Source organism: Polaribacter sp. 2305UL8-11, from assembly GCF_058147165.1.
In genome coordinates this window covers 20,319-41,179 of sequence record NZ_JBYVJW010000002.1, presented here as the reverse complement: position 1 = coordinate 41,179, position 20,861 = coordinate 20,319, and the positions used below count along the sequence as shown (strand labels likewise).

Below are 20,861 nucleotides of genomic sequence, written 5' to 3'. Positions count from 1 at the left end.
TATTATTTTTTGGACAATCCTACTTTATGACCCCAAAAAGCATAATATAGGATTATAAGATAACAAGGTAATAAAATCCAATATCCAAAAGAAGAAGCTTCTGCAATAGCACTTACTTCATTTACTCCGTTTGTAATTAGTTCTTCTTTTTTGTGATCTACTAAAGCACCATATAATGGAGGAATTATGGCTCCTCCAGAAATTGCCATTATTAATAAAGCTGATGCTGTTTTGGTAAATTTACCCAAACCTGTTAATGCTAGTGGCCAAATAGCTGGCCAAACCAATGCGTTTGCAATACCTAATGCAGCCACAAAAAGTACAGAGGTGAATCCTGTTGTATAAACTATACAAAAAGATAAAATAATTCCTAAAATGGCACTTATTTTTAAAGCGAAAGATTGACTTATATATTTTGGTATTAAAAACACACCTAAAGCGTATGTTGCAACCATTGCCATTAATGTATAGAGTGTAAAAAATTTAGCTTCTTCTACAGGTATATTTAAAGAAATTCCATAAGAAATGATAGTATCACCAGCTATAACTTCTACTCCTACATATAAAAATAATGCTAAAACACCTAATAATAAATGAGGAAACTGAATGATACTAGTTTTTTCTTTTATACCAGATTCAGAAGATTCTATAGGTGCTGCTTCTACATTAGGCAATGGCGCTTTTCTAATTAAAACACCTAGCACAAATAAAACAATTGCCATTACAATATATGGTGTAATAACACTGTCTGCCATTTTATCTAATAAGCTTGCTTTTTCTTCATTGCTAACAACATCTAATTTTTCTTTTATATCGTTTATTCCTGATAATAATATAGCACCAAATATAACAGAGCCTAAACTCCCAGCAACTTTGTTTGCAATTCCCATAATTGCAATACGTTTTGCTGCGCTTTCTATAGGTCCCAATATTGTTATGTAGGGATTAGAAGCTGTCTGTAGTAAAGTCATTCCAGCACCTTGAATAAAAATAGCTACTAAAAATACCCAATAAGTTCTTGCGTTTGCTGCTGGGATAAAAATTAAAGCACCAATAGCCATTATTACCAATCCTAAAGACATCCCTTTTTTATAGCCTATTTTGTTAATTATACGTGATGCTGGTAAAGCCATAACCACAAAAGATATATAGGATGCAGATGCTACAAGATAAGATTGTGCATCTGTAAGTTCATTAATAGTTTTCATAAACGGAATTAAAGCTCCATTTATCCAAGTTACAAAGCCAAAAATAAAAAAAAGACCAGCAATAATTATAATTGCTATTAATGTGTTATTTTGAGTTTTAGAATTCGATGTAGTATTAGTAGACATAAATATTGATGTATTTGTTGTACGTTATCAAATGTAAATTATGTAATATGATAATTAAAAATAAAATTATTTCTACCAATAACAGTTTATTAGTTACAGACAGTTTTATTTAAGAAACAAAATTAGTCCATATTTAATATAATTTTTTTTGCGTGGTGTATATATTTTCTTCCAATAGGAATTCTAGCAGTAGCTATTTCTACTAAATTACCTTCTATACTTTTAACTTTATCTATAGCTATTGTATATGATCTATGAATTCTTAAAAAGCTACTTTCTGGTAATTCTTCTGTAATACTTGTTAAAGATTTATGTACAAGATAGTTTTCTATAGTTGTAAAAACTTTAATATAATCTTTTAAACTTTCGACATATAAAATATCATCAAATTTAATTTTTACTAGTTTTTTATCCACCTTTAAAAAAATGAAAGACTCGTTACTAGACTCCTCTTCTTTTTGTGTTCCTTCTTTTTGCGAGTATACTTGCTGTGTAATTTTATTAATTGTTTTTAGAAACCTATTAAATGGTATCGGTTTTACTAAATAATCTAGAACATTTAAATCGTAACTTTCTACAGCATATTCTCTATAAGCAGTAGTAATAACAACGTTTGTTTTAGAACCTATTATTTCTGCAAAATCTAACCCATTCATTTTTGGCATATTTATATCAAGAAAAATTACATCAATTTTTTCTTTTTCTAGCAATGATAAGGCCTCTATAGGATTATTATAGGTTTTAATAATTTCAAAATTTTGAAATTCTTTTAAATGATTCTCAACAACTTTAATAGCTAAAGGTTCATCATCTATAATTACACATTTTATATTCATAAATTAAAAGTACTAAAATTATAATTGGATTGTTAATTCTACAATATAGTTTTGCTTTTCAGTGCTAGTTTTTAACGTAAAATTATCTTTATATAGCAACTCAAGTCTTCTTAAAACATTCTTATTTCCTATTCCGTGATTTTTATTTTTTATTGTAAACAAATTATAATTATTAACTACAGAAAATATTAATAAACCAGTATCTGTAACTTCAAAACCAATTAAAATATTTAGTTTATTATTTTCTATTGTCCCATGTTTAAAACAATTTTCTATAAAAGGTAAAAATAGTAAGGGAGGTACGTTTTGGTTTTCAAGATTACCTTGCATGTTTATTTGTACGTTTACTTTGTCTCCAAAACGTAATTTTTCTAAATCTATGTAATTCTGAATGTAATTGATTTCTTTTAGCAATCTAATTTTTGTTTCTTTTGCGTCATATAAAATATACTCCATAATTTCAGATAATTTTAAAACAACATCTGGGGCTTGTTTAGATTTTTCTAAAGTTAAAGCATACAAATTATTAAGTGTATTAAAAAAAAAGTGTGGCTGTATTTGGGCTTTTAAAAATTGAAGTTCAGTTTTTAATTGAGTTGCTTGTAGGTTTTCTACTCGGTTTTTCTCGTCAATCCAATCAAATATTAGTTTTATTGTTGCCACAAAAGCAATTACATAAACCTCTCCAAGAATAACAGCTACAATATGGTTAAATGTAAATGCTTTCTGAATACCTTCTGCTTCTGGCCAAATATTTTCAGAAACTAACAGGTAGTTAAACCCTGTTCTAATCACATATAAAAAAACAAGTGAAAGAGTAAAGTAAAGAAAAAACTTAAAATATTTTTTCTTTAGTATAAAATTTGGAAATAAAAAATAAATATTAAAATATACTATAAGTATGTGTAATGGAAACTCAACCAAATTAGATTTTAAAGAGTACCAATAATCATTAAAATAGCTTCCCCACCTAACTACGTTTAGTAGAAAATAACTAACCCAAAATATAAAATGATATTTAATTGGAATTTTAAATCCTATGTTTTTAAATGCAATGTTCAATAAGAATAATTTGAAAAATGAGTTTAATTTAAGCAAATGTAACATAAAATCTAACTTAATTTTACGAATAAATTATACAGCTACTAACTTATACGTAAAAAAATGTCATTCGTTGTTAAATTGATGTTGTTTGTATATTAAATTTTTTTAGAGAGATGCATTAATGATACTTTTATGCAAGATTAATTTAATTAACTCAAATAATTCATGAAAAAAATTTACACAATACTTATTGCAATTTTTTCTTTTGCTTTCTCCTTTAATGGATTTGCACAAGAAAAAACCATTTCAGGTGAAGTAACATCTAAATTAGATGGAACAACGCTACCTGGAGTTAGTGTTATTGTACAAGGTACAACAAGAGGTACAGAAACAGATTTTGATGGTAAATACACTATTAAAGCTTCTGTTGGAGAAATTTTAAGCTTTTCTTATTTAGGTATGAAAGCAAAAACAGTATTAGTAGGCAAGTCTAATACAATTAATGTTATTTTAGAAGAAGAAGCAGGGCAATTAGACGAAATTGTTATTACAGCATTTGGTGTAGAAAGAGACGCTAAAAAATTAGGGTATTTAGTAGAAGAGGTTAAAAATGATGAGCTAACAAAAGTTTCAGATCCTAATATAGCAACAGCTTTAAGAGGTAAATTAGCTGGTGTAGATATTAAATCTGGAGCTACAGGTCCAGGTTCTTCTACTAATATAACAATTAGAGGTATTAGCTCTTTAAGTAGTAGTAACCAACCTTTAATTGTTATAGATGGGGTAATTGTTAGTAACTCTAATGTTGCTCAAGGAGATTTTGCTGGTGGTTTTGACTTTGGTGATGGTTTATCTAACTTAAATCCAGATGACATCGAAAGAATATCAATTTTAAAATCTGGTAATGCAACTGCATTATATGGTTACAGAGGAGCAAATGGAGTTATCTTGATAACAACAAAATCTGGTAAAATAGGAAAAGTAAAAGTAGACATAAGTTCTGCAGTTTCTATTGATAATGTTTTAATTAGTCCAAAACTTCAAAATCAATATGGGCAAGGAAGGTTTAATACTGCAACAAATACTTTAGAATATAATATTACTGATGCAGGAAGTTGGGGACCAAAATTAGACAATAGTCAAAAGACTAGATTTGATGGTGTTGGAACTGCTGCATATTCTGCAAATCCTGGAGATTTTAAAGATTTTTACGGAACAGGTACTACTTTAACAAATAGTATCATTGTTTCTCAAGCCAAAGATGGTATAGATTTTAAACTGTCTTATGGTAATTTAAATAACACTTCTATTCAGAAAGGAACTACTTTAAAAAAGCATAATTTTGGTATTAAAGCTGGAGTAGATATTTCTGATAAAATTAGGGTTTCTGGAAAATTAGATTATACAAAGCAAAATGGTGAAAATAGACCAGAACTAACAGACGGACAGTCTAATACAGTAAAGGCACTATCCCTTAAACCAAGAAATATTTCCAATTCTTTATTGGCAAATAATTATTTGAAAGCAGACGGAACTCCAAATACATGGGCAGGTAGTTTTACAATGAATCCTTATTATGCTACCAACACATTGTTAAACGAAGATGAAACAAACAGATATTTAGGATTAGTAAGTTTAGAAATTGATTTACTTAAAGATTTAAAATTAAACGCAAGAGTTTCTCAAGATGTATCAAATACAAACGCCTTTATATATAGAAGACAAGGTGCTTTTGATATTGCACCAAATGGTAAGTTAGATGAATTTAATACAACCTCAAACTTAACTAGTTACGATTTGTTGTTAAATTATGACACAGAGTTAAATGCAGATTTCTCTTTGGGAGCAACTTTTGGTTTAAACCAAACAAACAGTAGTTTTAAGTCTATTGTAAATACAGGTGAAACTTTTGTACAAGAAAATTTCTTTTCTTTCAACAACTTTAAATCCAAAAATATAAACCCAAGATTAACAAGAAGTAAATCTAATTCGGTTTTTGGTTCTGCAACATTAGGTTATAAAAATTATGCTTTTGTAGAGCTTACTGCACGTAACGATTGGTCATCAACTTTACCTATAGACAATGCTTCTTTTTTCTACCCATCAGTTGGTGCAAGTTTAGTAGTTAATGAAGCAATACCAAGTATCGTAGAAAATTCTCCACTTTCTTTTCTTAAATTAAGAGGTGGTTTTGCTAAGACAGGTAATGCTACAGATCCTTATCAATTACAAAATACATACCTAATTTCTTCTGCAGAATTTAATAGCCAATTATTTTATTTCTTTGGCGTAAATGAAGAAGGAGCAGGAGCAGGAGCTTCATTAAAAAATCCAAATTTGGTTGCAGAAATTTCTACGAATTTAGAGTTAGGATTTGATGCTCGTTTTTTAGAAGATCGTATTCGATTAAATGCAACATATTATACAATAGATACAAAAAACCAAATATTAAGCTTATCATTAACTCCATCAAGTGGTGCTAATGAGCAAAAAGTAAATGCGGGTTTAATTAATAATAAAGGTATAGAATTAGGATTATCTGCAGATATTATAAAAAATAAAAATTTTACTTGGACAGCAGATGTAAACTTCTCTAAAAATAATAATAGAATTGAAGAACTTGCTCAAGGAATAGAAGTACAAGTTAGAGAAAGACAATTTAATGATGTTGTACAAGTTGGAGCAAAATTAGGAGAATCTCTTTGGACATTATTTGGTTCTACTTATGAAAGAGATACGCAAGGAAACATTGTATATGATGCTAGTGGTTTGCCAAAAGTTGGTGAAATTGGTAAAATTGGAGAAACAAACCCTGATGCTTTAGCCAATTTAAGAAATTCATTTACTTATAAAAACTTTTCTTTATCTGTATTGCTAGATGCTAAATTTGGTGGAGATGTATTTTCTTTTTCAGATATGTCTCGTGCAACAGCAGGAACAGATGCTATAACATTACAAGGTAGAGAGTTTTTTACAGGAGGTAATGGAATTATGGTGCCAAATGGAGCTGTAATAGATGGAACTTTAAATCCAAACGTAGCATCTAGAGGTGTAAACCCTCAAGAATATTGGGGACGTTTAGGTCGAATTTCTGAACGTTGGGTACAAGATGCTAGTTTTGTAAAATTAAGAGAGTTATCTGTTAGTTATGATTTTTCTCAAAAAATATTAGATAAACTAAAAGTATCTAGATTGTCTTTAAGTTATTTTGGTAGAAATTTAGCCATCTTACATAAAAACACAACTAATTTTGATCCAGAAACTGGTTTTAATAACAGTTTTAGTGGTGTAGAATATTTTGGCTTCCCATCAACATCTAGTCATGGACTAAAATTAAACGTATCATTCTAAACTAAAAAAAAGATGAAAACATTAAAATTTATAGCTGTAATCTTTATAGCATCAACCTTTTTTTTAGGTTGTACAGAAGATTTCGAAGAAATTAATACAGATCCTTACAGTCCAACAACTGCTCCTGTAGAAGGTATTATGGCTGCAGTACAATACTACGAATTTGCAGAACCTAGGTTTCTTACTTGGAGAGGAAATTTAATTTACTCTAGCCAGTTTGCAAATCAATTTAGCTACAACTATGCTGGTGCTTGGTTTGGTGCAGACGCATTTCAAAACAACCAAGGTTGGACAAATGGAGTTTTTGACAACTCTTACAAAAAAGTTACCTTAAGTAGTAGAAATTTACTAAAAACTTATACAGATGCAGGCGATACAAATGGTGTAGCTGTAACTAAAATAATGATGTCTTGGTTTTTTCAAAAAATGACAGACATTTATGGAAATATCCCTTATAGTGATGTAATTGGTGCTAAATTAATTTTAGAGAACCCTAAACCAACTTACGACTCTCAAAAAGAGATCTATAAGGGAATTATAGATACTTTAAAAGCTCAAATGGATGCCATAGGAAGTTCTACTACAACAATTGACGGCTCAAATGGAGATTATGTATATCAAGGTGATCCTCAAAAATGGAAAGCTTTTGCAAACACATTGCGTTTAAGATTAGCTTTACGTGGTAGAGATGCATTTATTGCAGATGGAGATCAAACATACATAGATCAAGTTATTAACGATTGTTTATCAAATCCCTTAATAGATGAATCAAATCAAGCATTATTAAAAAGGTCAACCTCGCCATTAATTTTATCATTTTTAGATGGTGGTTTCGAAGACGTATATCATGGTTTTGGTGGTATTGGTTCTAAATTTACTTTTGCAAAAAGATACATAGATCTTTTAAACAATAACAATGATCCAAGATTAAAAACTATAGCAATGCCTTCTGCTAATGGAGGTGTTTACGCTGGTTCTGCGATTGGTTCTAGAACACAATTAAGTAGAAACGATTTATCTTCTCCATCTTCATTAATTATTGGTACTTCTACAACAGGTGTTGCAGATATTGTTCCTGTAAAAGTTTTATCTGCAAGTGAGTCTTACTTTTTACAAGCAGAAGCATCTTTATTAGGTTATGGGGGTAATGCAAATACATTGTATCAAAATGGAATTAAATCAAGTATGAATTTTTGGAAAGTAGCAGCCTCAGATGCATCTAATTTTATAACTAATGAACCTATCGCAACTTTATCTGGTAGTAACACAGACCAATTAAAAATGGTATGGAACCAAAGATGGTTAAACGCATTAATGAATGGGTATGAAGGTTGGGCGTTAGTTAGAAGAACAAACCTTATACCTAACCTTACAGATAATACAAAATTTTGGGTAACACAACCTAACAATGGTGTGGTGCCTAAAAGATTACCTTATTCTAGTACAGAGGCTGTTTCTAATGCAGAAAATGTAAAAGCAGCAATTGCTGCCCAAGGAGCAGACGAAATGACAACCTCTATTTGGTGGGATAAAAACTAAAAATAATAATTTGTTTAATATTTGATTTGAATTAGATTCAACCGGAAAAAGACCACACTATTTTCCGGTTGTTTTTTATAGGTTATTTTCTGTTTTTGGTCGAAAAAATTATAAAAAATCTGTTACCTACAATACTTTTATTCAAAATAGGAAAAATATTAAAAACTCTTATATGCTTCAACAAATAGAAACAAAATATCAACCTGCTGGTCAATTTGAAGATACTAGATTCGAAAAAATACATAACGTAATTTTTAAATCATCATTAGAAGCTTCTATATTAGTAGCTAAAGAAATTGCATCATTAATTAAAAGTAAACAACAAGAAGGTAAAAATTGTGTGTTAGGTTTAGCAACAGGTTCTTCGCCCATAAAAGTTTACGAAGAATTAGTTAGAATGCACCTAGAAGAGGGTTTAAGTTTCGAAAATGTAATTACATTTAATTTAGATGAATATTTTCCTATGGATAAGAATAACATACAAAGTTATTTTTATTTTATGCATGAACATTTATTTAACCATGTAAATATTTTACCCGAAAATATAAATATTCCAGATGGTACTGTACCTATAGAAAACTTATTTCAGTATTGTATAGATTATGAAATGAAAATAAAAAATGCTGGGGGGTTAGATTTTCAACTTTTAGGTATTGGAAGAACAGGACACATTGGTTTTAACGAGCCAGGATCTCATTTAAATTCTGGAACTAGAATCATTACTTTAGATCACATTACAAGAATAGATGCTGCACCTTCATTTTTAGGCATAGAAAATGTGCCTAGAAAAGCAATTACTATGGGTATTGGCACTGTTAAAAATGCGAAAAGAATTGTACTTCTTGCTTGGGGAGCAAATAAAAGCAAAATAATAAAAGAAACTATAGAAGGAGAAATTAGTTCTTCTGTACCTGCAACATATTTGCAACAGCATAACAATACAACGTTTGTTCTAGATGAAGAAGCTTCGTCAGAATTAACTCGTGTAAAAACTCCATGGTTGGTTAAAACTTGTAATTGGGATGATAACTTAAAACTGAAAGCGGTTACTTGGCTAAGTAATCTTTTAGATAAATCAATTTTAAAATTAACAGACAAAGATTATAATGATAATGGAATGTCTGGACTTTTAACTGAAGAAATCTCTGCTTATGATTTAAATATTAAAATGTTTAATAAGTTACAGCATACAATTACTGGTTGGCCAGGAGGAAAACCTTTTGCAGATGATTCTCATAGACCAGAAAGAGCAAACCCTACCAGAAAAAGAGTTATTATTTTTAGTCCACATCCAGATGATGATGTTATTTCTATGGGAGGAACTTTTGATAGGTTAGTAGAACAAGGTCATGAAGTTCATGTAGCATATCAAACATCAGGAAATATAGCAGTTTCTGATGAGGAAGCTTTAAAATTTGCAGAAATATCTAAAACACTAAATGGAGAATCTAAAGATTTAGATGCTATTATTCAGTTTTTAAAAGATAAGAAAGGAAATGAAACCATAGATACTTTAGCCGTTAGAAAGTTAAAAGGAGCTATTAGAAAAAGTGAATCTTTGGCAGCAACAAGGTACTTTAATGTTCCTGATAACAATGTACATTTTTTAAACCTTCCATTTTATGAAACAGGAACAATTAAAAAAGGCAATTTGTCTGAAGATGATATAGCAGTAATGAAGAGTATTATTGATGCTGTAAAGCCACACCAAATATATGCTGCAGGAGATTTGGCAGACCCTCATGGAACTCACAAAGTATGTTTAGATGCTCTTTTTATGGCGTTAGAAGAAATGAAAGATGAAAAAGAATACATGAAAGACTGTTGGGTTTGGTTGTACAGAGGTGCTTGGCACGAATGGGAATCTCATGAAATTGAAATGGCTGTACCAATGAGTCCTGACCAAGTATTAAGAAAAAGGCATGCTATTTTCTATCATCAATCTCAAAAAGATGGAGTTATGTTTCAAGGTGATGATTCAAGAGAATTTTGGGTAAGAGTAGAGGATAGAAACAGATTAACAGCAAAAAAATACAACGATTTTGGCTTGGCAGATTATGCAGCTATAGAGGCTTTTAAAAGGTATCATTTTTAAACATGAAGAATTTTAGCTTTATTTTAAGTTTATTTGTATCTATTTTTTCTTGTACAAAAAAAGAGGTGAAAACCTCTGTTAATCAATCCAATTCTATCCAAGGAACTTGGAAAATGGTTTATGCAGAAATTGTAGAAAATGACTCTTTAAAGTTAAAAGACTTATCAAATACCACTTTTATCAAAATAATAAATAAATCCCATTTTTCTTTTTTTAATCAAGAAAATTCTGGGAATAAAAACTTTTATAGTGGAGCAGGGACTTACACTTTAAAAAACAATAAGTATACAGAATTACTTAAATACACCACTTTTAAGACCCTAAAAAATCATGAATTCCCATTTAAAATTAAGATAAAAGGAGACACTTTAATCCAATCAGGAATAGAAAAAGTTGATGCTGCAGGAATTAATAGAAAAATTGTGGAAAAATATATTAAACTTAAATAATCTATGAAAAATCTTATTACAGTTATTCTTCTTGGTGTTTTTCATCAGTTTTTATTTTCTCAAAACAAGTTATCAGAGAAATATAATTTGATGCCTTGGCCACAAGAAATTTCAGAAAATGGGCAACAATTTTTAATTGATTCTAATTTTACAATTGGTATAAAAGATACAGAAAATAGTAAAATTTTTAAAGCTACTACTAGTTTTGTAAGAAGATTGTCTGGAAGAACTGGTGTTTTTATTGAAAAGGGGTTTGCTGTTAAAACTTCGGAAATCAAAAACCCGTCTGTATTAGTAAATTATAAAAGAGTTGGTAAATTAGAATTGTATGAAGACGAATCTTATCAGCTTTCTGTAAAAAAGAATCAAATAACAATTACTGCAACAACAGATATTGGTGCAATAAGAGGTTTAGAAACATTGCTACAGCTTACGTCTTACAATAAAAAGAATTATTTTTTTGAAGGTGTAGATATTAATGATGCTCCAAGATTTCCTTGGCGTGGATTAATGATAGATGTTGCACGTCATTTTCAACCTGTCAGTGTTTTAAAAAGGAATTTAGATGCAATGGCGTCTGTAAAATTAAATGTTTTTCATTGGCATTTAACAGATGATCAAGGTTTTAGAGTAGAAGTAAAGTCTAGACCTAAGTTACATGGCTTAGGTTCTGATGGGCAATATTATACTCACAATCAAATAAAGGAAGTTGTTGCCTATGCTGCAGATTTGGGTATTAGAGTTGTTCCAGAATTTGACGTTCCTGGACATGCTACTGCATGGCTAACAGCTTATCCTGAGTTGGGGAGTAAAGATACTGTCTATTCAATTGAACGTTATGCAGGAATTTTTGACCCAACTTTAGATCCTACAAATAATAAAACTTATGAAGTATTAGAAGATGTATTTTCTGAAATTGCACCACTTTTTCCAGATAAATATTTTCATATTGGTGGAGATGAGAACGAAGGAAAACATTGGGATGAAAATAAAAAAATTCAATCTTTTAAGAAGAAGCATAATTTAAAAAGCAATCATGATTTACAAAACTATTTTAATATTAAAGTTCAGAAAATTTTAAAGAAAAATGGCAAAATAATGATGGGTTGGGACGAGATTTTTCAACCAACATTACCAAAAGACGTAGTAATCCATTCTTGGAGAGGAAAAGAAGCTATGCTAAAAGCTGCTAAACAAGGTTATAAAACAGTTTTGTCTAAAGGATATTACATAGATTTATTAAAATCTACTGAGCATCATTATTTAAATGAACCAATTAAAAAAGAGAATGATTTAACTGTAAATCAATTAAAAAACATTTTAGGTGGCGAGGCTACTATGTGGTCAGAATTGGTAACTCCATTAACTATAGATTCTAGAATTTGGCCAAGAACAGCAGCTATTGCAGAGCGTTTTTGGTCTGCTAGAAATGTAAGAGATGTAGAGAATATGCATAAAAGATTGGCTATAATAAATAACAGATTAGAAGAATTAGGTATAACACATATTAGAAACAAAAATGTTATTTTAAGAAATATTAGCAATTATCAAGATATAAATTCTTTAGTGAATTTAACTAAGATTTGCGAACCTTTAAAAGCGTATCAAAGAAATAAAGGTGGTAAAGAATACAAGTCATATTCGCCATTTACACAGTTTGTAGATGCCTGTAATGTAGATGCAGAAGATGTAAAACCTTTTAATGATACTGTTGATGATTTTTTAGCTGAAAAATCAGAAGAAAATAAAACAAAATTAATTACCTATTTTAACAAATGGATTGAAAATGATGTTGAGTTTCAACAAATAAATAACAATCCAACACTTGCTAATTTAGAGCCTCTTTCTAAAAACTTGGCAACAATTTCTTTACTATTTAAAAATAGATTAATCTCAGGAAAATTATCAAATAGTAACTGCAAAAAAGAATTAAAATTAATTGAAGAATTAGACAAACCAATTGCAGACACAGAACTAGCTATTATTACTGGATTAAAAAAACTAGCAGTACACTTTAAAAAATAAGATGTTGATTAGAAACGTATTAAAAATTAGAATAGCTTTAATATTGCTGGCTAGTATTGTACTTGGGTGTAAAAAAGAAAAACTGTCTGATAAAAGTATCGATTTTACAAAAGAATTTCTATTCACAAAAGGTATAGAAGGTCCAGCAGTAGACAGCAAAGGTAATTTATATGCTGTTAATTTTAAAGAAGAAGGCACTATAGGAAAGGTTAACAAAAATGGTATAGCTTCTCTTTTTATAAAACTACCAGAAAACAGTATTGGTAATGGAATTCGTTTTGATAAAAACGACAATATGTTTATTGCAGATTATGTAAATCATAATATTCTACAAGTAAAAAATAACGATAAAAATATACATGTTTTTGCATCAGATTCTACAATGAATCAACCTAATGATTTGGCAATTTCCTCTGTAGGCTATTTATATGCAAGTGACCCTAATTGGAAAAATAATACAGGAAAATTATGGCTCATAAAGAACCATAAAGTTATTTTGTTAGAAGACAATATGGGCACTACAAATGGTATAGAAGTAAGTCCTAATAACAAAACATTGTATGTAAATGAATCTGTTCAAAGAAATATTTGGAGCTATGATATAAATACTGATGGAACTCTTACTAATAAAAAGCTTTTTAAAACTTTTTCAGATTTTGGTATGGATGGAATGAGGTGTGATACAAAAGGCAACTTATATGTGTGTAGATATGGAAAAGGAACAGTAATTATGCTTTCTCCAGAAGGAAAAACGTTAAGAGAAATTAAATTGAAAGGTAAAAATCCTACAAATATTACATTTGGAGGAAAAGATAGAAAGCAGTGCTTTATTACGATTTCTGACAGAGGAAATTTTGAAACTTTCTTTGCAGAATTTCCAGGAAGAAGTATTTAAAATCATTTCACATTAATATTCAATAAAAAAAACACTAATGGTATTAATAGCAGAAAGCGGTTCAACAAAATGCGATTGGGTTTTAATAGATTCTTTAAAAGAAAGACCTAAAAAAATTAGAACTAAAGGTTTAAATCCTTCAATTTTAAAGAGTAAAGGAATTAAAAAAATTATTACCTCTAACATAGAGTTATCTGAATATAAAAATAAAATTGCAGCTATATATTTTTTTGGAGCAGGTTGCAATACTCCAAAAAGTAAAAACAGTGTTCAGCTTGTTTTAAATTCTTGTTTTAAAGATGCAACCATAATTGTAGAAGAAGATACTATGGCTGCTGTTTATGCTACAACCAATAAACCTGCTGTGGTTTGCATTTTAGGTACAGGCTCTAATTGTTGTTTTTATAATGGTAATTCTATTATAACAAAATCTCCTTCTTTAGGTTTTTTAGTGATGGATGAAGGAAGTGGAAATTACTTTGGCAAAGAGCTTTTAAAAGCGTATTACTATAAACAAATGCCACTAGAACTGCGTCTTACATTCGAAAAAAAATACAACCTGCAAGAAAAAAAAGTACTAAAAAAGTTATATCAATCTAAAACTCCAAATAAGTATTTAGCAGATTTTGCACTATTTTTATTTGAAAATGAAGACCATTCTTTTATAAAAAATCTAATTAATGAAGGAATAGATAAGTTTATAAAAAACCACATTTTACAATACTCAAAAGAATTAGAAACTGTTACGCTTCATTTTGTAGGATCGATTGCTTTTTACGCTAAAAAATATATCAAAAATCAATTGAAAATAAATGGACTAAGTGCAACCAGTATCATACAAAGACCTATAGATAATTTAATTGATTATGTAAAAAGTAATCATGCTTATAATTAATCTTTAATGATAAAACTATCAGATAAAATGTCTTTACAATTTAGTACATCAGTTTTAAATCCTCCTAAAATCAGATTAGTAAAAGAAGAAATTGTTAATACTGCAGAAGTTTATACTCTTTTTACCAATTGGGTTATGGGTGAATTTGATCTTTACCTAAAAGAAGAAACAGAATTTTTAACGGTATACTTTCCAAACGGTTCTTTTAATATTAAGAAGAATGATACTAATAAAAATAATAGTATTTTAATTGAAGTAATTGGAAAATCTACCAAAAGCTGCAAGAAAATAATGGAGCAGTTACAAACTTTATATTTTAGAATGATGCAGATTTTTAAAGAAAAGGGAAAAGAATAAGCGTTATTTTGAAAGCATTTTTTTGTTGAAATACTAAATTACTGCTGTTGTTTAAGATGGGTTTTTTCCAATGGTTAACAGCTCTTTCCATTGTGTGGTAAACCTTGGGCTTCTATGCTCTTTAATTAATGCCCATTCTTTTTCACGATTGCCAACTGACGCTAATTTTACTTTATTTTTACCAAACTTGCTGTTTAAAGCATCAATAGTTTTGGTCAACTTTTCTGATTCACTTTTTTGTGGTTTATAAAATAGATTGGTCTGAATGTCTGTATCTGCAATTAAACCAAATAAATTTACACCTACTTTTTTATAACGATATCCAGGCTTAAAAATTCTTTTTAATCCTTTTATAGCTTCTTGTGTTAGTTTTATAGTACTATTTGTAGGTACCTCTAAAGTAATTACAGTTTTGTTAAAATACTGCTTATCACTATTACTAAAAGAGTTTGTGTGTAAAAAAACTTCTAAATAACGTGCAGCAGAATTTTGCTGACGTAGTAAATCTGCTACTTCTGCCACATAATAACTGGTTGCTTCTTCAATTAAGCTATACTCTGTGAGTTTGTAACCAAAAGATTTTGCAGTACCAATTCCTTTTTTCTTATCAACTTGCACAACCATTTCATGACAAGGAAAATTGTTGAGCTCTCTCCATAAACGCTCACCAACTACTGTCATTTCTTTACGTACCCAAGCCAAAGGTAATTCTGCAAAATCTAAGGCACATTGTGCACCTGTATTTTCTACACGAATGGTATGTTTTCTTCCAATTCCCCAAATGTCTTTTACTTTATTTACAGTTAAAAGATGTTTTCTTTTTTCTTCTGTTTCTACCACATAAACACCTTTATTACTAGGTATTTTCTTAGCAAATTTATTTGCCATTTTAGAGAGGGATTTTGTTTTGGCAACACCAACTCCAACAGGAATTCCTGTATTTTTATGCACACGTTCTTTAATTTGATGTGCAATTTTGTGCAGTTTATCTGTTGGGTAATGAGACAAGTCTACAAAACTTTCATCTATACTATATTCTTCTACGATTGGCGAAAATTCTCTTAAAGTATCCATAACTCTTTGAGACATATCTGCATACAATGTATAATTTGATGAAAAACAAGTAACATTATTCGCTTTTAAAATTTCTTTTATTTTAAAAACAGGCTGAAACATTGGAATGTGTGCCAATGCTTTTGCTTCTTTATTAGCAGCTATTACACAACCATCATTATTGCTTAAAACCACAACAGGTTTTCCTTGTAAACTGGGTTCAAAAACCTGTTCGCAAGAGGCATAAAAACTGTTACAGTCTACTAAAGCTATCATTACAAAGTAGATTTAATAATATAAGTAATTACACCCCAAAGCTGAAACTCTTTTTTAGCGCTATTATCAATTTTTTCAATTTGAAAACCACCATCTATAATAATTAGTGCGAGTTGATTATTTTTGGGGATAATTGATTTATCAATAATTAAAACATCATTCTTTAAAATATCAAATTCGTTGAAACTATCATCAATTACTCTTACATAAAACGTGGCAGAAGGATTGGTAATTAACTCTGCATTTAAATCGATTCTTGGTTCTGTGTAATGTGTGGCAGGACTAGAAAAACCCGTCTGTTTTGGACGCGCAACTCTATAGCTTTTTTTAGATTTTTCTACTAAATTTACTTTGCCTGATTTCACAAACTAAAATTACAAGAAAAAGAAATGCGTTATTGTTAATTTTGAGAATTTAATTAACAAATTTCGAGGTTTTTGATTATCAGTATTTTAAAAATCATAGATTTATTGATACTAATTTTCTCATTCTTCGAAAATTCACTCGAAAAGACAGCTAAAAAAATAGAGGTATTACAAATTGATAATACAAAATCAATAATCCAACAGCTATTAAGTTTAGTACAATTCCAGCTCTTACCATTTGATTTACTTTTACGTAACCACTTGCAAAAACAATGGCATTTGGAGGTGTTGCCATTGGCAACATAAACGCACAACTACTTGCCATTGTTACAGGAATTAATAAATTTAAAACAGGAATATTTAACCCGATAGCAATTCCAGCTACAACTGGTGCTAAAACAGCAACTAGAGCTACATTGCTCATCAATTCTGTCATAAATAACATCAATACAATTAGTAGAGAAACTGTGAGTAAAACTGGAAAATTACCTGCTGCAATTGTTTGTGTTATCAAATCTACTAATCCACTTGAAGCCATTCCTTTTGCTAAAGCCAAACCTCCTCCAAAAAGAATTAAAATTCCCCAAGCTAATTTTTCGGTGTCTTTCCATTCTAATATAAAATTTCTTTTTTTAGAATTTATTGGAATAGCAAATAAAGAAAGAGCTCCAATTAGACTTATAATGGTATCAGACAATTTTAATTCTGGAAAAATACTGTTGATTATAGTTCTTGTAATCCAAAGAAAAACAGTGATTGCAAAAATAACTAAGACCCTTTTTTCTTCTTTTGATATGTTGCCTAGTTTCTCTACTTCTTGATGAATTAAATTTGCTGAGGAACTAAACAAAATATCTTTACAAGGAAACATCCATTTTACGAGTACAAAATAGACAGCAGTGACCATGATTATTGAAAAAGGCAAACCAAAACTCATCCAAGTTACAAATGATATTTGAATGTTGTATTGGTTCTCTAACAACCCTATTAAAACCGAATTTGGAGGTGTACCAATAACAGTTGCAATTCCGCCAGCATTTGCAGCAAAAGCGATGCCTAACATAATGCTTAATGCAAAATTTTTATCACCTTTTGTAAAACCATCTTTATCTTTTATTAAAAGCCGAATTACAGAAATAGCAATAGGTAACATAACAACTGTAGAGGCTGTGTTGCTAATCCACATACTCATAAAAGCTGTCGCTAACATAAAACCTAACACTACTTTTTCTGGAGTTGTACCTGTAAATTTCACAATATTTAGCGCTATTCTTCTATGCAGATTTACTTTCTCTAAAGCCAAAGCCAACACAAAACCACCAAAGAATAAAAAGATGATTGGGCTACCATAATTTGCGCCAACATCTGCAATTTCCATCACTTTTAAAAGTGGAAATAAAATAAGTGGCAACAAGGCTGTTACTGCGATATTTACAGTTTCTGTTATCCACCAAATAACCATCCAAATAGCAACTGCAATTACTGCATCTGCTTTTTCTGAAACTAAAGTGATGGGTAAAAACTGAATGATAAAAAATAACAATGGCCCAAGTAGTAAGCCTATTTTTTTGGTTGGTTGCATTTTGGTTGATTAAGCTTGTGCAAAATAACTATTTCAAAATACTTTTTACAATTTTTAAATGATGATTTGTGTGTGCTTTTAAAAATGGTAAAACTCGTTTTTTATTTACATTTCCAAACAGTGGATGTTTAAAAAAAACATTTTTATCTAAACTTTCAATTTTATGGATATTCTCTTTTGCGGATGCTAATTGAGTGATAATAGCCTCTTTTGAAATAATTTCTGGAGGCATTACATGTTTTGGTGCTTTCGCTTTTCCTTTTGGAAAATAGTTGAACTTTAACAATACTTTTCCTAAAAAACTAAAATTGTCTTCGTATAAATTTGGGTCAGATTTTTGCAAAACACCAATCACAGAATTAATTACTTTTAAACTATGATCCAAATGCCAAGCAACATTGGCTTTTGAAACTTTTGTATTTATACGCTCGTAATCTGGAATGTAGCTTTCTATTTGAGCTAATTGGTTTTCTAAAGTTGAAGTGTTTGGTTTCATTTAGATTTTTTGTTTTTTGAAAGGTAATTAAAAACAACGAAAACTTTTACTATATTTGAAATATGAATATCCAATCAGAAAAATATCAGTTAATTCAGCAAATTATAGAATTGCAAGACAATTCTGTTATTAAAAAATTACGTGAATTTTTATCTAAAGAAACTAACAATGATGATTGGTATTTAAAACTTTCTACTGCTGAAAAAGAATCAATTTCCAAAGGTTTGCAAGATATTGAAAATGGAAAGGTAATACCTCATGAAGAAGTAATGCTTTCTATTAAAAGCAAAATTGCTACACTAAAACAAGTATAGTGGAAATTGTTTGGTCTGTACATGCAGAAAAATCTTACTTAATTATTATTGAACAAGTTTTTAATAAATGGGGTATTGAAATTGTTGAAAAATTAGAATTTCAAGTAAATCAATTATTAGAAAATATTACAAAACACAATCATATTTGTCCTAAATCCTCTTATTTAGATTTACATAAATGTGTTATAAATAAGCATATTTCCTTAATTTATAGGGTTTCAAATAAAAACAAAATTGAAATTGTTTTACTAATCTTTAATCAGAGTCAACATATTTTTTAGCAGACTGAGCTCGTGTTAAGGATTGAACGACTTTTTGAGCTCTTTTTTTATACTAAACTCAATTTAGTATCTGTTGTAACAATTAAATTACTTCTTTTAAAATGCAAGATGCTGAAATAAATTCAGTATAAAAAGTGAGTAGGCTCTCAACTTCGCTCAAGATAAATCTCTAGCCTGTTAAAACGCCCATATTTCGACAAGCTCAATATTGAAAAAGCTCTTTCAAAGAAACTGAAATAAATTCAGCTCAAGTGAAAGAGTTTTCGTGTTTTATGAGATTTCTCCACAAGGTCGAAATGACATTTAGTTTTTAAATTCAGGCTGCTACTAACAACCAAAAACCAACAACTATTTAGTATCTATAATGCTCAGGTTTATAAGGCCCTTCTACAGTAACACCAATATATTCTGCTTGGTCTTTGCTCAATTCTGTTAACTCTACACCAATTTTTGCCAAGTGTAATTTTGCTACTTTTTCATCTAAATGTTTTGGTAACATGTATACTTTATTTTCGTAAGCATCTGCATTATTCCAAAGCTCAATTTGTGCCAAAGTTTGGTTTGTAAATGAGTTAGACATTACAAAACTTGGGTGACCAGTTGCACAGCCTAAGTTTACCAAACGTCCTTCTGCCAACAAAATAATATCTTTTCCATTGATATTGTATTTGTCTACTTGTGGCTTAATTTCTACTTTTTCGCTATTGTTATTTAAATAAGGAACATCAATTTCGTTATCAAAATGACCAATGTTACAAACAATAACTTTGTCTTTCATTGCTTCAAAATGCTCTCCTCTAACAATACCTTTGTTTCCTGTTGTTGTAATAATAATGTCAGAATTTGCAACAACCGTTTCTAATTTTTTAACTTCAAAACCATCCATTGCTGCTTGCAATGCACAAATTGGGTCTATTTCTGTAACAGTAACTATAGAACCTGCACCTTTAAAAGAAGCTGCTGTTCCTTTACCAACATCTCCATAACCACAAACTGTTACACGTTTTCCTGCTAACATAATATCTGTTGCTCTTCTGATTGCATCTACTGCAGACTCTTTACAACCATATTTATTATCGAATTTCGATTTTGTCACAGAATCATTAATATTGATGGCTGGCATTGGTAAAGTTCCATTCTTTACTCTTTCATATAACCTGTGAACTCCTGTTGTAGTTTCTTCAGACAATCCATTAATTCCTGCAGCCAATTCTGGATATTTATCCAAAACCATATTGGTTAAATCTCCACCATCATCTAAAATCATATTTAGTGGTTTTTTGTCTTCACCAAAAAATAACGTTTGTTCTATACACCAATCAAATTCTTCTTCATTCATTCCTTTCCAAGCATACACAGGCGTTCCTGTTGCAGCAATTGCAGCAGCAGCTTGATCTTGAGTTGAGAAAATATTACAAGAACTCCAAGTAACTTCTGCACCCAAAGCTTGTAAAGTTTCAATTAAAACTGCAGTTTGGATAGTCATGTGCAAACAACCTGCAATTCTTGCCCCTTTTAAAGGCTGAGAATCTCCATATTCTTCTCTTAAACTCATTAATCCAGGCATTTCTGCTTCTGCCAATTCAATTTCTTTTCTTCCCCAATCAGCTAAAGAAATATCTTTAACTTTAAATGGCACGTATGCTGTAGTTGCACTCATATTTTTGTATATTT

At 29.8% G+C, this 20,861-nt stretch carries 18 protein-coding genes; 10 read left to right on the top strand and 8 right to left on the bottom strand.

What is annotated here, in order from left to right; translation table 11 throughout:
* Nucleotides 1-2: 2 nt before the first annotated feature.
* From ACY2RW_RS01840 to ACY2RW_RS01830, 3 genes are all read right to left on the bottom strand, one after another.
* Entirely contained in the window at nucleotides 3-1,334 is a 1,332-nt protein-coding gene (locus ACY2RW_RS01840) for a sugar MFS transporter (RefSeq protein WP_490120992.1), read from the bottom strand.
* A gap of 122 nt (nucleotides 1,335-1,456) precedes the next feature.
* Complete coding sequence (locus ACY2RW_RS01835; protein WP_490120991.1) at nucleotides 1,457-2,170, bottom strand: LytR/AlgR family response regulator transcription factor; 714 nt, start codon at nucleotides 2,168-2,170, stop codon at nucleotides 1,457-1,459.
* Nucleotides 2,171-2,188: 18 nt separating this feature from the next.
* Nucleotides 2,189-2,965: a sensor histidine kinase gene (locus ACY2RW_RS01830; protein ID WP_490120990.1), complete on the bottom strand. Its 777-nt coding sequence runs from the start codon at nucleotides 2,963-2,965 to the stop codon at nucleotides 2,189-2,191.
* A 474-nt stretch (nucleotides 2,966-3,439) separates the two neighbouring features.
* On the opposite strand from ACY2RW_RS01830, the gene ACY2RW_RS01825 reads away from it, so the two are divergent.
* From ACY2RW_RS01825 to ACY2RW_RS01790, 8 genes are all read left to right on the top strand, one after another.
* On the top strand, nucleotides 3,440-6,565 hold the full coding sequence (locus tag ACY2RW_RS01825; RefSeq protein ID WP_490120989.1) for a SusC/RagA family TonB-linked outer membrane protein: 3,126 nt from the start codon (nucleotides 3,440-3,442) through the stop codon (nucleotides 6,563-6,565).
* A gap of 12 nt (nucleotides 6,566-6,577) precedes the next feature.
* Nucleotides 6,578-8,104 (top strand): SusD/RagB family nutrient-binding outer membrane lipoprotein, encoded by a 1,527-nt coding sequence (locus ACY2RW_RS01820; protein ID WP_490120988.1) that lies wholly within the window; start codon nucleotides 6,578-6,580, stop codon nucleotides 8,102-8,104.
* Nucleotides 8,105-8,276: 172 nt separating this feature from the next.
* Complete coding sequence (nagB, locus tag ACY2RW_RS01815; protein ID WP_490120987.1) at nucleotides 8,277-10,199, top strand: glucosamine-6-phosphate deaminase; 1,923 nt, start codon at nucleotides 8,277-8,279, stop codon at nucleotides 10,197-10,199.
* 2 nt (nucleotides 10,200-10,201) lie between these two features.
* Nucleotides 10,202-10,648 (top strand): hypothetical protein, encoded by a 447-nt coding sequence (locus ACY2RW_RS01810; RefSeq protein WP_490120986.1) that lies wholly within the window; start codon nucleotides 10,202-10,204, stop codon nucleotides 10,646-10,648.
* Nucleotides 10,649-10,651: 3 nt separating this feature from the next.
* Nucleotides 10,652-12,673, top strand: a complete 2,022-nt coding sequence (locus tag ACY2RW_RS01805) for a beta-N-acetylhexosaminidase (protein WP_490120985.1) — start codon at nucleotides 10,652-10,654, stop codon at nucleotides 12,671-12,673.
* A 1-nt stretch (nucleotide 12,674) separates the two neighbouring features.
* Nucleotides 12,675-13,568 (top strand): SMP-30/gluconolactonase/LRE family protein, encoded by an 894-nt coding sequence (locus ACY2RW_RS01800; RefSeq protein WP_490120984.1) that lies wholly within the window; start codon nucleotides 12,675-12,677, stop codon nucleotides 13,566-13,568.
* Between the two features lie 37 nt (nucleotides 13,569-13,605).
* Nucleotides 13,606-14,463, top strand: coding sequence for an N-acetylglucosamine kinase (locus ACY2RW_RS01795; protein WP_490120983.1), 858 nt, complete (start codon nucleotides 13,606-13,608; stop codon nucleotides 14,461-14,463).
* Nucleotides 14,464-14,469: 6 nt separating this feature from the next.
* Nucleotides 14,470-14,820, top strand: coding sequence for a hypothetical protein (locus ACY2RW_RS01790; protein ID WP_490120982.1), 351 nt, complete (start codon nucleotides 14,470-14,472; stop codon nucleotides 14,818-14,820).
* A gap of 51 nt (nucleotides 14,821-14,871) precedes the next feature.
* Here the strand turns inward: ACY2RW_RS01790 and ACY2RW_RS01785 are convergent, their stop codons facing one another.
* From ACY2RW_RS01785 to ACY2RW_RS01770, 4 genes are all read right to left on the bottom strand, one after another.
* The gene (locus ACY2RW_RS01785; RefSeq protein ID WP_490120981.1) at nucleotides 14,872-16,149 is read right to left on the bottom strand and encodes a Y-family DNA polymerase; all 1,278 of its coding nucleotides are present in this window, start codon (nucleotides 16,147-16,149) and stop codon (nucleotides 14,872-14,874) included.
* Nucleotides 16,149-16,514, bottom strand: coding sequence for a S24 family peptidase (locus ACY2RW_RS01780; protein ID WP_490120980.1), 366 nt, complete (start codon nucleotides 16,512-16,514; stop codon nucleotides 16,149-16,151). Before ACY2RW_RS01780 ends, ACY2RW_RS01785 begins: the two co-directional genes overlap by 1 nt.
* Before the next feature lie 151 nt (nucleotides 16,515-16,665).
* Nucleotides 16,666-18,096, bottom strand: coding sequence for an SLC13 family permease (locus ACY2RW_RS01775; RefSeq protein WP_490120979.1), 1,431 nt, complete (start codon nucleotides 18,094-18,096; stop codon nucleotides 16,666-16,668).
* Between the two features lie 28 nt (nucleotides 18,097-18,124).
* Nucleotides 18,125-18,592 (bottom strand): DUF1569 domain-containing protein, encoded by a 468-nt coding sequence (locus tag ACY2RW_RS01770; RefSeq protein ID WP_490120978.1) that lies wholly within the window; start codon nucleotides 18,590-18,592, stop codon nucleotides 18,125-18,127.
* 62 nt (nucleotides 18,593-18,654) lie between these two features.
* Here ACY2RW_RS01770 and ACY2RW_RS01765 point away from each other — a divergent pair, with 62 nt between their 5' ends.
* Nucleotides 18,655-18,906, top strand: a complete 252-nt coding sequence (locus ACY2RW_RS01765; protein ID WP_490120977.1) for a hypothetical protein — start codon at nucleotides 18,655-18,657, stop codon at nucleotides 18,904-18,906.
* Nucleotides 18,906-19,187, top strand: coding sequence for a type II toxin-antitoxin system RelE/ParE family toxin (locus ACY2RW_RS01760; RefSeq protein ID WP_490120976.1), 282 nt, complete (start codon nucleotides 18,906-18,908; stop codon nucleotides 19,185-19,187). The genes ACY2RW_RS01765 and ACY2RW_RS01760 overlap by 1 nt, the downstream gene beginning before the upstream one ends.
* Nucleotides 19,188-19,539: 352 nt before the next feature.
* Here the strand turns inward: ACY2RW_RS01760 and ahcY are convergent, their stop codons facing one another.
* Complete coding sequence (gene ahcY, locus ACY2RW_RS01755) at nucleotides 19,540-20,847, bottom strand: adenosylhomocysteinase (protein WP_490120975.1); 1,308 nt, start codon at nucleotides 20,845-20,847, stop codon at nucleotides 19,540-19,542.
* Nucleotides 20,848-20,861: the final 14 nt, after the last annotated feature.

Coding starts and splice junctions, on each gene's coding strand:
- ACY2RW_RS01820 (WP_490120988.1), top strand. CDS start 6,578: ATGAAAACATTAAAATTTATAGCTGTAATCTTTATAGCATCAACCTTT.
- ACY2RW_RS01795 (WP_490120983.1), top strand. CDS start 13,606: ATGGTATTAATAGCAGAAAGCGGTTCAACAAAATGCGATTGGGTTTTA.
- ACY2RW_RS01770 (WP_490120978.1), bottom strand. CDS start 18,592: ATGAAACCAAACACTTCAACTTTAGAAAACCAATTAGCTCAAATAGAA.
- ACY2RW_RS01800 (WP_490120984.1), top strand. CDS start 12,675: ATGTTGATTAGAAACGTATTAAAAATTAGAATAGCTTTAATATTGCTG.
- ACY2RW_RS01840 (WP_490120992.1), bottom strand. CDS start 1,334: ATGTCTACTAATACTACATCGAATTCTAAAACTCAAAATAACACATTA.
- ACY2RW_RS01825 (WP_490120989.1), top strand. CDS start 3,440: ATGAAAAAAATTTACACAATACTTATTGCAATTTTTTCTTTTGCTTTC.
- ahcY (WP_490120975.1), bottom strand. CDS start 20,847: ATGAGTGCAACTACAGCATACGTGCCATTTAAAGTTAAAGATATTTCT.
- ACY2RW_RS01785 (WP_490120981.1), bottom strand. CDS start 16,149: ATGATAGCTTTAGTAGACTGTAACAGTTTTTATGCCTCTTGCGAACAG.
- ACY2RW_RS01835 (WP_490120991.1), bottom strand. CDS start 2,170: ATGAATATAAAATGTGTAATTATAGATGATGAACCTTTAGCTATTAAA.
- ACY2RW_RS01765 (WP_490120977.1), top strand. CDS start 18,655: ATGAATATCCAATCAGAAAAATATCAGTTAATTCAGCAAATTATAGAA.
- ACY2RW_RS01775 (WP_490120979.1), bottom strand. CDS start 18,096: ATGCAACCAACCAAAAAAATAGGCTTACTACTTGGGCCATTGTTATTT.
- ACY2RW_RS01810 (WP_490120986.1), top strand. CDS start 10,202: ATGAAGAATTTTAGCTTTATTTTAAGTTTATTTGTATCTATTTTTTCT.
- ACY2RW_RS01790 (WP_490120982.1), top strand. CDS start 14,470: ATGATAAAACTATCAGATAAAATGTCTTTACAATTTAGTACATCAGTT.
- nagB (WP_490120987.1), top strand. CDS start 8,277: ATGCTTCAACAAATAGAAACAAAATATCAACCTGCTGGTCAATTTGAA.
- ACY2RW_RS01805 (WP_490120985.1), top strand. CDS start 10,652: ATGAAAAATCTTATTACAGTTATTCTTCTTGGTGTTTTTCATCAGTTT.